The 12,714-nt window shown below is 46.9% G+C and carries 10 protein-coding genes; 7 read left to right on the top strand and 3 right to left on the bottom strand.

All coding sequences use genetic code 11. The features are described from left to right. Window positions 1-37: 37 nt before the first annotated feature. The 4 genes from ACKPBX_RS03790 (at window position 38) to ACKPBX_RS03775 (ending at window position 6,573) form a co-directional block, all read left to right on the top strand. Window positions 38-2,188, top strand: coding sequence for a tellurite resistance TerB C-terminal domain-containing protein (locus ACKPBX_RS03790; protein WP_083546382.1), 2,151 nt, complete (start codon window positions 38-40; stop codon window positions 2,186-2,188). Continuing rightward, a complete protein-coding gene (locus ACKPBX_RS03785; protein ID WP_068558795.1) occupies window positions 2,181-3,509 on the top strand; it encodes a BREX system ATP-binding domain-containing protein in 1,329 nt (442 codons plus the stop codon). Before ACKPBX_RS03790 ends, ACKPBX_RS03785 begins: the two co-directional genes overlap by 8 nt. Beyond that, window positions 3,509-5,584 carry a DEAD/DEAH box helicase gene (locus ACKPBX_RS03780; protein ID WP_319996037.1) on the top strand — a complete coding sequence of 692 codons (2,076 nt, stop codon included), beginning with the start codon at window positions 3,509-3,511 and terminating at the stop codon, window positions 5,582-5,584. The genes ACKPBX_RS03785 and ACKPBX_RS03780 overlap by 1 nt, the downstream gene beginning before the upstream one ends. Before the next feature lie 275 nt (window positions 5,585-5,859). After that, window positions 5,860-6,573 (top strand): GntR family transcriptional regulator, encoded by a 714-nt coding sequence (locus ACKPBX_RS03775; RefSeq protein WP_319996036.1) that lies wholly within the window; start codon window positions 5,860-5,862, stop codon window positions 6,571-6,573. A gap of 249 nt (window positions 6,574-6,822) precedes the next feature. Here the strand turns inward: ACKPBX_RS03775 and ACKPBX_RS03770 are convergent, their stop codons facing one another. Further along, window positions 6,823-7,239, bottom strand: a complete 417-nt coding sequence (locus tag ACKPBX_RS03770; RefSeq protein ID WP_319996035.1) for a bis(5'-nucleosyl)-tetraphosphatase — start codon at window positions 7,237-7,239, stop codon at window positions 6,823-6,825. A 311-nt stretch (window positions 7,240-7,550) separates the two neighbouring features. On the opposite strand from ACKPBX_RS03770, the gene ACKPBX_RS03765 reads away from it, so the two are divergent. After that, entirely contained in the window at window positions 7,551-8,864 is a 1,314-nt protein-coding gene (locus ACKPBX_RS03765) for a uracil-xanthine permease family protein (RefSeq protein WP_086627004.1), read from the top strand. A 131-nt stretch (window positions 8,865-8,995) separates the two neighbouring features. Here the strand turns inward: ACKPBX_RS03765 and gloA are convergent, their stop codons facing one another. Further along, complete coding sequence (gene gloA / locus ACKPBX_RS03760) at window positions 8,996-9,376, bottom strand: lactoylglutathione lyase (protein WP_086627005.1); 381 nt, start codon at window positions 9,374-9,376, stop codon at window positions 8,996-8,998. 464 nt (window positions 9,377-9,840) lie between these two features. After that, window positions 9,841-11,211 (bottom strand): guanine deaminase, encoded by a 1,371-nt coding sequence (gene guaD, locus ACKPBX_RS03755; RefSeq protein WP_119093766.1) that lies wholly within the window; start codon window positions 11,209-11,211, stop codon window positions 9,841-9,843. 141 nt (window positions 11,212-11,352) lie between these two features. Here guaD and ACKPBX_RS03750 point away from each other — a divergent pair, with 141 nt between their 5' ends. Continuing rightward, a complete protein-coding gene (locus tag ACKPBX_RS03750; protein WP_119093765.1) occupies window positions 11,353-11,994 on the top strand; it encodes a pentapeptide repeat-containing protein in 642 nt (213 codons plus the stop codon). Window positions 11,995-12,025: 31 nt separating this feature from the next. Beyond that, on the top strand, window positions 12,026-12,682 hold the full coding sequence (locus ACKPBX_RS03745) for a YczE/YyaS/YitT family protein (RefSeq protein ID WP_319996034.1): 657 nt from the start codon (window positions 12,026-12,028) through the stop codon (window positions 12,680-12,682). Window positions 12,683-12,714 lie beyond the last annotated feature (32 nt).

The following is a 12,714-nucleotide window of genomic DNA, read 5'->3' as shown; positions in this document are numbered from 1 at the left end:
CTGCAACTCCTGTCCATATTTACATTATATACGCACTATGCGCATTTATCAATTTTGTGATTCATTAAAACAATCTAATTCTACAGATTTTACCTATTCCATCAATCTTCTAGAATATACGGAAATATACTCTGGAAACTTTAAAATTTCGTCTATGTGCAACTCATTTCGGACCGTGTTTCGCCAATCTAACTCTAAGGCAATTGAACAGGGCTTTAATCCAAAATTCATAGAACAAGCGTTCTTGAATATGCGGTCCAATAGACGTATACTTAGGACGTATCTTTACTGTGACTGGGGAAGGGGGACCTCCAAAATGTTCGATTTCATAAATAAAATATTCAAAAATAAGAAGCTTACTGAAGAAGAAAAGATATCGATCATTGAATTGGTGAATAATGAGGAGTCTTTCATCAAACCAAGAGATCTCATCGTGGAGCAGAGGCATCAGAAAAAAGCTAAAGAGAGAGCTGAGCAGAAGGCCTCAGAAAGAGCTTGGATCAGCTATGTTTCGCCGCCCGTAAGATTGAATGACAATTTTACTAGGCAAATCGAGGAAGTGGTTGGTGCATTATTTGAAAGATTATGCGCCATCGTCGATGTGGAATTGAAAAAGAAGCATAAAAACATAAAACATGTGAAATATGAGCGTTACTATTATCATGTGACTGCTTTTGACGAAATCTATCGGTTATCCAGAGAGGTTGTTTGTTCTTCGTATCGACTGGATAATGTTCAAGTGTCTGTGTTTTTTTCCTATGACCTGAGAACCATGCTACCCTTGGATATCCAAAAAATCCTTACGCATGAAGTAGATGCGTACCGAAAAAATTTACCCTTTCCGGATGAGGAGACCAGAATAAAATTTGGATTGACGCAATTCGGCACCAAAATTGTTTGGTGGGATCCATCAGGAATGCTACGCGACAAACAATTTTTTGACGGGATCGAAATGGCGTATTTCGATCAGCTGAGGAAAAGGGTGACGAGGTTTACGGAAGTACCGTCTGTCATGAGCCTTTGTTTGCGGAATTACGCAGACCTTATGCAGCTTGTGTTGCATGATCTGGAGGATGGCTCCATCAAATGGAAGATCAAGCCCAATAATTATTTTAGGAAATATTTCCAATTACCACTGGATGATGAGCGTATCTGGGCAGAAACGGTCCGTTTGCCGGCAGACCTTTATCTCCTAGCCGAAAACATGATCCGCAAGGAGGTCGAGGGTCTCCGCGTGGTGCCTGCTGAGGAAAGCCTGCAGAATCTGCAAAAATATTTGCCGGATGAAACGTTCATGAAGATTCAAGGCTATCTGAGCCAAGAAGTTGAGCTGGAGCTGGATTATCAAACCATAACAGCCTTGCGGGACGTGAACAAAACCGTCTGGCATGAGGCCGCCAATCTGTTAATCAGCCAATCGCTTGAGCAGATCAGCGGGCTGCTTGAGGTTTTTGCAAAAGATCCGGACTTGAAGAAGATAGCCACGAAGGTGATCAAGCAAAGCGAGGATCCGGATAAGCGCATCATTTTTATATTTTTAATGGAAAGGATGGCTTTGCCGGTATCAAAAGCGCTGCAAAAAGAGCGGGATGGCTTCATTCAGCCAACCAGACAGGCCGATTATCAGCGGTTACTGGCTGATGCGGATCTGACATTCGAAAGGTTGCCGGGGCTTTTGAAGGAATGCACGCAACCGGTACGCAGAGAAATCAAACTGGACACAGCCTTAATCACCGCATCACATTCTGCTTTGGATACCATTATTGATATGGTTGACTCTTACCTGAGTGAGGAGAAAACCGATGAAGGGCTGGATTCGGCTTTGAGCCTGAATATTTTTGCAGAGATTGAAATGTCACTGGCTGAGGAGCAAAACGAAGCAGAAAGTAGGGTCTCCACATTGGTATCTCCTTCGGCTTCTATTATAGAAGAGCCCGAAAATCCGGACAGCGAGCAGGAGTCTGAGCATATGCTGTTCCTGAAACAGTTGGTGGTAGGCAACGGGATATCTTTGAATGATTTCAAGGAACACGCAAAAACTAAAGGAAAACTCCATCAGGCGTACCTAACAGAATTGAATGAAGTGCTGTATGAAATATTTGATGATCAAGTGCTTGTGATAAGCCAACAGCAGGTCATCATTGAAGAGGATTTTATGGAAGAAATGAGGGAATGGATAGATGGCTGAAATCAAGCTAAGAAAGAAGGATGCCCAAACGATTATTGCCTCGCTTGAGGCAGGCGTTGTTCCGGTAAAAGGGGTACAGCATGTGTTGGTAGGCAGGAGCAATGAAGTCAAGGAAATCATTGACACCTTGCAAAAATTGGAGGACGGCAACAGTGATTTGCGGTTTTGGGTAGGCGATTTCGGGTCAGGCAAAAGTTTCGTGTTGCGGACGATCGAATCGTTGGCGCTGCAAAAGAATTTCGTCGTCTCCACGATCGACTTGACCCCAACGCGTCGTTTCTATGATTCATCCGGGAAAGCGTTGGCGTTGTACAATGAAGTCGTCAATAAGATCGTCATCAAGAACAACCGCGACGGGAATGCGATTGAGACTATCGTGCAGCAATGGATTCAGGTTCTGCTCGAGCAGATTGCCGCGGAAAACAGTCTCACCGTTCCCGTTTTGATGGAAAAGACCCATTGGAAATTGGTGGAGAATGCCATTCTGAAGACGACGAATTCCTTCTATTCATCGGGGCTTTCCTATGAATTCGGGCAAGCGCTGATGAAGTATTTCGAGGGGATTGCGGGCGACAATATGTCCCTTCAGATTGAGGCGATTCGCTGGATCCGCGGGGATATCACGACGAAAACGGAAGCCTCCAAAGAATTGGGCATCAAGAACGTCATCAACGACTCGAATTATCTCATCGCCTTGAAAAATCTGGCGGAATTATTCCTGAAGATCGGCTACAAGGGATTTGTCATAAACTTTGATGAATCCGTCAATCTGTACAAATTACCGCGTTCGTTGACCCGTGAAAAAAATTATGAAATGATCCTCAATCTGTACAACGAAACGAAAACGAATGAAGCAAAAGGCTTATTCATCAATTTTGGCGCTACGAAGAACACGGTATATGACGAACGCAGAGGGCTGGCCAGTTATGGCGCTTTGAAAACACGCTTCGGGAACGAATTGATGAAAAATAAGGACTATGTCAATGTGAACAGCACCGTCATCGATCTGAAGCCGCTGACAGCGGAGGAAATCTTTATCCTTTTGACCAAGCTGTTGGAAATATACAATACGGCCTATCAAACGACGCTGACCGTGAAGGACAGCGAAATCAAGCAATATATGGAAGAACAATTGAACCGACCAGGAGCTGCTGCCTTTCTGACGCCGCGGTCCGTCATCAAGGATTATATCGAAATTCTGTCCTTGCAGCGCCAGAACCCGGACTATTCTTTCAGCCATATCCTTGCCGATCGCTTCGGCAGAAAGCCTTCAGTTGTGGCGAAGGACGCAGATGACCACGATGAAATAGAGGTTTACTGATGCAGGCATTTGACAGTCTCAGCCGGGACATCCAGCAGTACATCTATGATAAAGGCTGGCCGAGCTTAACGCGTATTCAAAATGCTGCCATCAAACAGGTTGCCAATACCGATCATAACATTATTCTGTCAGCTCCGACGGCATCGGGGAAAACGGAAGCGGCATTCATTCCGGCGCTGAACAGCGTGGAAGATTGGGATACGGGGCTGAAGGTGCTGTACATCTCTCCTTTGAAAGCACTGATCAATGATCAATTTCAGCGCATCAGCGAACTCAGTGCGTATTTGGATATACCGATCACGCCCTGGCATGGTGAGGTTTCCCAGGCTCAGAAAAAGAAAGTTGTCAATCAACCAAAAGGTATTCTGTTGATCACACCGGAATCGATAGAGGGCATGCTGGTGAATCGTCCTGGCAAGGCGCAGCACCTCTTTAAAGGGGTGGAATGGATCATCATCGATGAGTTGCACAGTTTTCTTGGGACGGAACGTGGTGTTCATTTGCAATCGTTGCTGCAACGGATCAGCCAATTCATGCAAGCGCCACGTTTCATCGCGATGAGCGCAACCTTGAACAAGAAGGATTTCGGTTATGCGAAAGCCTTCTTCGGCAGCCAGAGGGATACGGATATTCTCGTGGACCGCGATAAAAATGATCTGCTCGTCACGATAGACTACACGAGTGGTGAGGCGGGTCCCTTTGTCGCAAGGGAATCCTTGGCAGCGATCTATCAGTATTCCAAAACGGAAACGATGCTGATTTTTCCGAATTCCCGCAACAGAGTGGAAGAAATCACCCATAAATTGGATAAGATGGCAAAAAAAGAGAACGCGCCCATCCGCTATTTTGCCCATCACTCATCGGTGGACAAACTTTTGCGTGAAGAAGTGGAATTTTTTGCCAAAAATAATGAGGATCAGCTGTTCACGATCACCTGCACCTCCACCTTGGAATTGGGAATAGATATCGGATCGGTGGACAGTGTGGTGCAGTACGGTTCTCCTCCATCCACTTCTTCGTTGAGCCAAAGACTGGGGCGCAGCGGACGGAGAAGCCACCAAAGCATCCTTCACATTGTGGAAGATGACTCCTGGGAAATGCTTCAGACCTATGCCGCATTGGATTTGCTGGAACGGGGTGAATTGGATGCAACAGAAATGATCGAGACTCCCTACAATGCTTTGGCGCATCAGGTGATGGCAATCCTTTTCCAAAAGGTCAGTATGCCGATGACGCAATTGTTGCAGCTGAATAAAACCTTTCCGGTCTGGTCAGCGATTTCGGATGCAGATTTGGCGCTGTTGATTGATTATATGGTTGAAAAAGACTTCATCGAAATCATGGATGAAGAGGCGATTGTCGGTTTGGAGGGAGAGCGTCTGCTGCGTTCCAGAGATTTCTATGCACTGTTTTTCACTACCAGTGATTTTTCTGTCCATTACCAGCATGAGCGCATCGGCAGTCTGCCGTTCACACCCGATATCCAGATCGAAAGCAAAATTCTGTTGGCGGCCCGGGTGTGGATCGTGAAAGATATCGATGTGAAGGCTAAGCGCATCATGGTGGAAATGACGAAAGAAGGAAGACCCCCGAAATTCATCAGCGACGAAGGCTTCGTCTCCAACGAAGTGCGTGAGAATATGGAAAAGCTCTTGCGGACGGGAGATTATCTGACCCTGAACAATGACAAGATCACCCGCGATTTTGATTTTTTGAAGAGTGAACTATACTACGATGACGGGAACTATTGGTATGAGGACAATCAGACGAATATAGGCATCGTGACATTCAGGGGGACTAAGTTCAATATCGCGTTGCTGCTGCTCATCAAGAGCATCGCAACTGAGGGAGAAAAATATCAACTGCATGACAAACACTCCTTGATCACGGGTCCCGACATAAAAAGGATGGTGGAACGACTTGCTGGAGGGGATGTTTCTCTGGATAATGTCGTAGCGTATCTGGAGAAAAACGAGAAGGCCATCGAAGAGTTGACGGCCCATCAAAAATTCATGCAATTGGTTCCCGCAAGCTTGAAAATCAAGTGGATTCTGAACAACTTCTTTTCGATTTGAATGTGACAGACGACGAAAGAGCGCATACCATCGTTTTTGGTGGAGTGCTCTTTTTCGTGTTTATGGATACGATTTTGAAATTGACTGATTTGAGATCCTATCAACTATCGTATAAAGTAGAATACGCCTGCTGATATCGACAAGCTTGAAGAAGGATTGTCTTAGAGCCATATTTTATGTATACTGAAAATATAGACTTTTTTCGACAAAGCCTAATTTTTTTGATTTTTCTTGCGTCAAGCTTAATTATTTTACGAGAGGTGCAATGCTAAAATATGCAAAAATATGTCATCATATCCAATGATATTCGGAATAAAATCGTAAACGGAGAGTACGTTGCCAATCAACAGATTCCCTTCGAAAAAGATATGTGTATTCATTACAATGCAAGCAAAATGACTGTAAAAAAGGCATTGGACATCTTGGTAGCAGAAGGATTGGTCATCAAGCGGAGAGGTTCCGGTACTTTTGTGAAGGACCTGAATCTGGAGGAAATCAAGCGCGTGACGATGGCGAATCAATTCCGCGGCATGACTGCGCTATATGCCGGGAAAAAGGTCCACAGCAAAATACTGAATTTTTCGATTGTGAAGGTGCCGGAGGTTGCAGCCAAAAAGTTGAATATTTCGCTTGGCAGCTTTGTGTATGACATCTATCGGGTACGCTATTTGGAAGACGAACCAATCGTAATGGAAAAAATCTACATGCCGATTGATCTGATACCGAACATCAAGGATAAAAATCTCAAAGGCTCGATCTATGAATATATTGAAAATGATCTAAAGTTGAACATTCAGAGCGCGCATAGGACGGTTGCTGTTCGCAAAGCCACTGATTTTGAGGCGGAGGAGCTTGGACTGGACAAGGGTGATCCAGTGGCGGTAGCCGAGCAGGTCGGCTATCTTGATACCGGTAATGCGTTTGAGTTCTCCACTTCTGTCCATCGCTACGACAAGTTTGCCGTCGAAATCGTTTTGACGCGCAATTGAGCGGAAGTTCTGTGAGGGCAGTTGCGATTCGACCGTTCGGTGGCTTGACCTCCGGCGAGATTGGTATTGGACGGAGAAGGGGAGTTGAATCGATCCGGTCCTACGGTGGCGCAGAGCTCGCCGGAGCAGGATACTCGAAGAGCATAAAGACCTCCGACTAAGCCGTCGTTCGCCGGAGCAGGATACATTACTGGAATTTTGGATGCAAAGAAGGGTCGCCTCATTTGAGGCGGTCCTTCTTTGCTTTTCTTAGTTTTTCATGCCTTCGATAAAATCGATGGCGGACTGCAGGATGCTTTTGTCGTTGTCGTAGGTGATGGCCTGCAAAGCTTCATTGAACGGCATCCAGGCGAAGTCGGTGATCTCGGCATCCTGCTTTTCGATTGTTTCCGTATGGGCGAAGGCGATGAAGTAGACGACTTCTTTCATTACGCCGGGAGCAGGGGAGTAGCTGACGGATTTCCGGAAGGTGGTGCTTAGATCGGTGCTCAAGCCGGTTTCTTCCTTGATTTCCCTCAATGCTGTTTCGACTTCCGTTTCGCCTTCCTCGACGTGGCCTTTCGGGAATGCCCAATGGCCGCCGTTTTCGTGTTTGATCAATAATACTTTTCGGTTAGTGTTATCTGGGGAGAGCACGATGGCTCCGCACGATTTTTCTGATTTCATTGCTTATGCTCCATTCATCTGTTTCATTTACTACAGTATAACAAAAAATCAGACTACATCGCACCCGTATCTGACAATGATATATAAAGCATAATTCGTTATTTCAATACAAATACCCAAAAAAAATTCGAAACGTTCGCTTTTAACCCTTTTAACGTCTAAAAATGTGAAGATTCTCATAATGAAAGCCCTTATAATTCGTTTTTTACACTTTACAATTGTATGTGATATCGATATAATTTTATTTGTCGTTAATAAACGAATTATATTTTGTTTTGCAATCATTAATGTTCGTTATCAGGAGGAGAAACATGGAAGAGAAAGTACATACAGGCCTGACTTACGGTGTGGAAGATAAACCGGATTTAGGCACGACAATCGTTTTAGGATTTCAGAACGTCATCACCGCTTTCGGTGGTTTAGTGGCAGTACCGCTTATCATTGCCGGAATCGCAGGTTTCGGGGTTGAGGATACTGCTTATATGGTCAGCGCGGCGCTTTTGGCTTCGGGTATCGTTTCAATCATTCAATCCAAAGGTTTCGGTCCGAAATGGTTCCGCGTCGGAGCGGGCTTGCCGACGATCATGGGAACTGACTTTGCATTTGTGGCACCGGCTGCTGCCGTCATCGGAGCGGGCGGCATCACTGCCTACTTCGGTGGTACGATGTTGGGTGCTTTACTTGAAGTTGGTTTAAGTTATTTTGTAAAACCATTGTTGAAGTTTTTCCCGCCGGTTGTTACCGGTTCGGTTATCTCTTTGATGGGGATGACGCTGATGTCCGTTGCGATGGGCTGGGCAGGCGGTGGCTTCGGATCTGAGGATTTCGGTAATCCGATGAATATCGGTATCGCAGTGCTCGTGTTCCTGATCATCGCTTTGATCAACCATTACGGACCAAGCAGAATCGCGCCAGCCGCTGTTCTGATCGGTGCCGCAATCGGTTATGTCGTCTGCATTCCGTTGGGGATGGTCGACTTCGGCCAGGTAGTTGCCGCTGAATGGTTTGCCTTACCACAATTCTTCAAATTTGGAGTGCCTGATTTCAAGCTTGAATACGCGATTCCTTTCGTATCCGGCTATCTCGTAACCGTCATTGAAACAGTCGGCGTTATGCAGACTTTGGGTGCCGTTACGGAAACAAAACTGACGGATGAAAGAATTGCTGCCGGTGTCCGTGCGGATGGTTTCGGTTCGTTCATCGCGCCTTTCATCGGGTCCGGTCCAGCTGCAACTTTCAGCCAAAATGCCGGATTGATCCCGTTGACCCGCAATGCTTCCCGTAAAGTAGCCATCATGGGCGGTATCATCATGATCGTGATGAGCCTGTTCCCTAAATTTGCTACCCTGATTTCAATCATGCCGCAACCTGTTTTGGGTGGTGCAGGCATCTTGATGTTCGGTACAGTTGCCGCTGCCGGTGTGCAATCACTGTCCCGCGTTGAATTCAACAACCGCAACATGATCATCGTCGCTTCTGCGTTGGGTGTCGGTCTGGGAGTTTCCTTTGTTCCCGATACAGTGGCACAATTGCCAGGCATCTTGAGCGGATTGTTCTCTTCCGGTATCTCGGCAGGTACGATCGTTGCATTGGTCTTGAACATCATCCTGAAAGAAAAAGTCTGAACATACGCTGCTTGAGCAGCTTGAATGAAAAGAAACACGTAAGCATCCGCTTGGCTGCTTGCGTGTTTCTTTTTGGGTAAATGAAGGCATATTGAAAAGACGATAGGCTTCCATTAATAATTTTCGAAAAATTATTTTGCGCGCTTTACTTCAATTCGATAGCCATCAGGGTCCGTCACAAAGAAATAGGTTGGTGTGCCGCCTGAAAGTCCTTTTAATTCACCTGTTTCGTAAGCAGAAGCTTTACAAACTTCATGCATTTTTTCTAAGTCACTGACAGTCACACCTAAATGACTGAAGCCATTTCCTACATTATATGGCTCGGCATCGTAATTGTAAGTGAGTTCAATTTGTACAGAAGAGCCGGGAGAATTCAGATAAACTAAATCAAACTTATCTTCAGGGAATTTTCTGTGGCTGGCAACTTCAAAATCAAATAGATTAGTATAGAAGTCTAAAGTAGCGTCAATATCTCTGACACGCAGGCAAATTTCAACGAGTTTTTGGTTCATAATAGCATCCTCCAATAGTATATTATTTTCATTCTAACATGAATAGGTCATATAGGCATTTTATTTACCCGAAGCGGAACTTATTAAAGGCGTTGAGGGACCCGTATGGGAAGTACTGATTAAAAAAACGCAGCAACAAACGATAAGGTAGTTGTCCGATAACCCGAAAGAATCGGACATCCCGGCCTTCTACGATGATGCGGATGTCCGATAACCCGGAAGAATCGGACAACCGGAGCCCGGCTGATGATGCGGTTGTCCGATAACCCGGAAGAATCGGACAACCAGAGCCCCGCTGATGATGCGGATGTCCGATAACCCAGAAGAATCGGACAACCAGCCCCCGGACAACCACGTTTCGAAAATACAAAAAACCTCCGAATCATCAACAATCCGGAGGCTAGCTGGAGTTGCCTCGGCAGCAAACCAAATGCAGCACAACGTAAATTCGCCTTGCGACTCATTTACTTCCTTTTATGCACGCATTCGCCCTGGACCCAAACCTCGCGGATGTTTTCCGGGCGGCTCAAAAAGAGGATTTTGTGCAGCAGATTTTCCATCGAAATCCCTTCGTCGAACAGCGGCAGTTTGGCGTTAGGCGCGTTGACGTCGATCACTTGGACATCCCAGGCATAGTTTTCCTCTAACCGTCCGATCGGCAGGCTCAAGCTCTGTCCTCCGCCGGCAGTCGCATAGTAGAACGCCTCGTTAGCGGTAATCCGAGAATGCGGTAAGCCGCGTTCCGGAGCCGCAAGCGACGGATCAACGCCTTCCTCCAGCATCCTCGAGGAGATGACAGCCTGTCGGATATTGTCGAAAAGGCTGGGGGAGAAGCCTCCGGAGATGTCCGTTCCCAAGCCGATGTCGATCCCTTTCCTAGTGAAACGGGCAGCGGGAAGGACACCGTTCGAAAAGCAGACATTCGAAATCGGACAATGGGCGATTGCTGTGCCGGTTTCGGCAAACAAATCGGCATCCGCATCCGAAAGGAAGACGGCGTGCGCCATGACTGCTTTGTCCTGCAGAAGTCCCATCTCATGGAGCGCAAACGTGTCGCTCTTGTGCATCCGCTCGAGGACATAGTTGTGCTCCCAATCGCTTTCGCTGCAATGCGATTGGATGTGCGTGCCGTATTTTTTCGCCAATTCGCCGAGACCCGCCAGCGCTTCGTCCGTGCAGCTCGGGATGAAGCGGGGAGTCACAACCGGGTAGACGCCTTGTTTGGTCGTCTTGTTCAATTCTTGGACCAGTTGGATGAAACTTTCCGTGTCCGCCAATGCGGTTTCCGTGCTTTCATCCCGGTAAAAATCCGGATTCTCTGCCTTGTCGTCCATGACAACTTTCCCGACCAAACCGCGTTGGCCTTTGTCGGCGCAAAGCTGGGCCAAAAGAAAGCTGGCTTCCTTGTGTACGGTCGCGAAATAGAGCGCAGTCGTCGTACCGTTCGCCAACAGCGTTGTGACAAGATCCTGGTAGACTTTGCGGGCGAAATCTAGATCGGAGAATTTCGATTCCAGCGGGAAAGTATAGGTGTCCAGCCAATCATGTAATGGGATGTCCATGGCAGTGCCGGCTTGCGCCCATTGCGGAGCGTGGATGTGCAGATCGATGAACCCCGGCAGAAAATACTGTCCCTCAGCAAGTTCACGGAATTTTTCCGATCCTTTGTATGCGGCCAAAACGTTATCATATTCAGGATCCTGCTGCTTCAGTATGCACCGGATCACCCCATCCGCATCCAGACAAAACAGACAATCCTCCCATACGCTCACTTCTTGAGGCGACTTGCTCGTGAAAGCAGTCCCCCGAAACACTTTAGCATATGCATGATCCATATGAATTCCTCCTTGTCCTGTTTCCTTGCCTCCATTATATCACTCCGGACGAAAGAGCAGATCACGAAAGCAAGGATATCTAAGCGAAGATTATTCGTGTATACTTAGAGTAAGCGAACTTTTTGGAAGGAATGAAGCAAAGTGCCCGTAAAGATCATGGAACCCGCAATACCAAAGGATTTGCCTGAAATAAATTTCGACGACTGCTTCGATCCGGATGAACCTTACCTAGAGCATGCCCTCTTCAAAGATACTGCCATCGACCTTGGCGACAGACGAGGAGTGGAGTTCACCGAAGTCAGATTCCAGAACGTGACTTTCAGCGAAGCGACGGTGCCGCAATTGTACTTGCGGGATGTCATCTTCGAAAGCTGCGATTTCGCCAATGTGCAGCTGGATGAAGTGACGATGAAACGTGTCCGCTTCGTGAATTGCCGGCTCATTGGTACCTCGATGACCGAAGGGGTCTTTGAGGACGTGCTTTTCCGGGAATGCAACCTGCAGATGGCGGCTTTGGGATTCAGCAAGCAGAAGAATGTCCGTTACGAGAACTGTCGCCTGAATGAGGCCGATTTTTATACATGCAAACTGAAGAAAGTCGATTTTTCGGAGTGTGAGCTGTCCGGAATCAATTTCACCGGAACCCCTTTGAAGGCAATCGACATCAGCAGTTGCCGATTTGAGCGCATCAGCGTCACACTTGAGGATCTCAAAGGCGCAATCGTCAGCGAAGAACAGGCGCTGGACTTCGTTGTGATGCTCGGACTGGTCATCAAAGAGTAAAAAATGTGAAGGATAGAATAAGGATGAAGATATGGAGAAAAAAGTGTTGGCAAGTGAACTTGCTTTGGCGATGGGCGTGATGTGCAATGCCATTGCCGTGTCGTTGATGATTAAAAGTGAATTAGGGGTGTCGACGATTTCATCCGTGCCGGTGGTGTTGAACGAAATGTTTGCGCACGTGACAATCGGCAGCTGGAACTTTCTCTTCCAAGTGGTCCTTGTGCTGGTGATGGCTCTGATTACGCGGAAGTTTTTGGGATATGTCTTTTCGATTGCATTGGCATTGTTGTTCGGCTACCTGCTGGATTTCTTTGAATTGCTATTTTCGGGCATCGTCGCAAACATCCCGCTGCGGATTGTGTTCTTTTTCACCGGATTTTTCATGTTGTCGCTCGGGATCAGTCTGATGCTGAATTGCCGCTTGCCGGCTCTTCCATTCGACTTGTTTGTGCGCGAGATGTCCGAGCATTTCGGACTAACCGTCAAGCAGATGAAGACGGGATTTGACGCTACTTGTGTCGGGTTGAGCGTCGTCTTCTCGTTGTTGTTCCTGGAAGGAATCGCTGGAGTTGGACTCGGGACTGTGTTCGCTATGCTCTTCACCGGTACGGTGACGCAGAATTTCGTGAATCGATTGAACAACCGTTTCGTTTTCCAGAAGATGATGGTCACCAAAGAACGCGCGTAACGTAGAGGCAGCCTCCTAGCGAGGCTGCCTCT

The organism is Trichococcus shcherbakoviae (assembly GCF_963666195.1).
Classification (GTDB): domain Bacteria; phylum Bacillota; class Bacilli; order Lactobacillales; family Aerococcaceae; genus Trichococcus; species Trichococcus shcherbakoviae.
This window is presented reverse-complemented; position numbering and strand designations above follow the sequence as displayed.

What these genes read in the sequence shown, in the direction of transcription:
- ACKPBX_RS03790 (WP_083546382.1), top strand. Translation starts at nt 38, where the DNA reads ATGCGCATTTATCAATTTTGTGATTCATTAAAACAATCTAATTCTACA.
- ACKPBX_RS03785 (WP_068558795.1), top strand. Translation starts at nt 2,181, where the DNA reads ATGGCTGAAATCAAGCTAAGAAAGAAGGATGCCCAAACGATTATTGCC.
- ACKPBX_RS03780 (WP_319996037.1), top strand. Translation starts at nt 3,509, where the DNA reads ATGCAGGCATTTGACAGTCTCAGCCGGGACATCCAGCAGTACATCTAT.
- ACKPBX_RS03775 (WP_319996036.1), top strand. Translation starts at nt 5,860, where the DNA reads ATGCAAAAATATGTCATCATATCCAATGATATTCGGAATAAAATCGTA.
- ACKPBX_RS03770 (WP_319996035.1), bottom strand. Translation starts at nt 7,239, where the DNA reads ATGAAATCAGAAAAATCGTGCGGAGCCATCGTGCTCTCCCCAGATAAC.
- ACKPBX_RS03765 (WP_086627004.1), top strand. Translation starts at nt 7,551, where the DNA reads ATGGAAGAGAAAGTACATACAGGCCTGACTTACGGTGTGGAAGATAAA.
- gloA (WP_086627005.1), bottom strand. Translation starts at nt 9,376, where the DNA reads ATGAACCAAAAACTCGTTGAAATTTGCCTGCGTGTCAGAGATATTGAC.
- guaD (WP_119093766.1), bottom strand. Translation starts at nt 11,211, where the DNA reads ATGGATCATGCATATGCTAAAGTGTTTCGGGGGACTGCTTTCACGAGC.
- ACKPBX_RS03745 (WP_319996034.1), top strand. Translation starts at nt 12,026, where the DNA reads ATGGAGAAAAAAGTGTTGGCAAGTGAACTTGCTTTGGCGATGGGCGTG.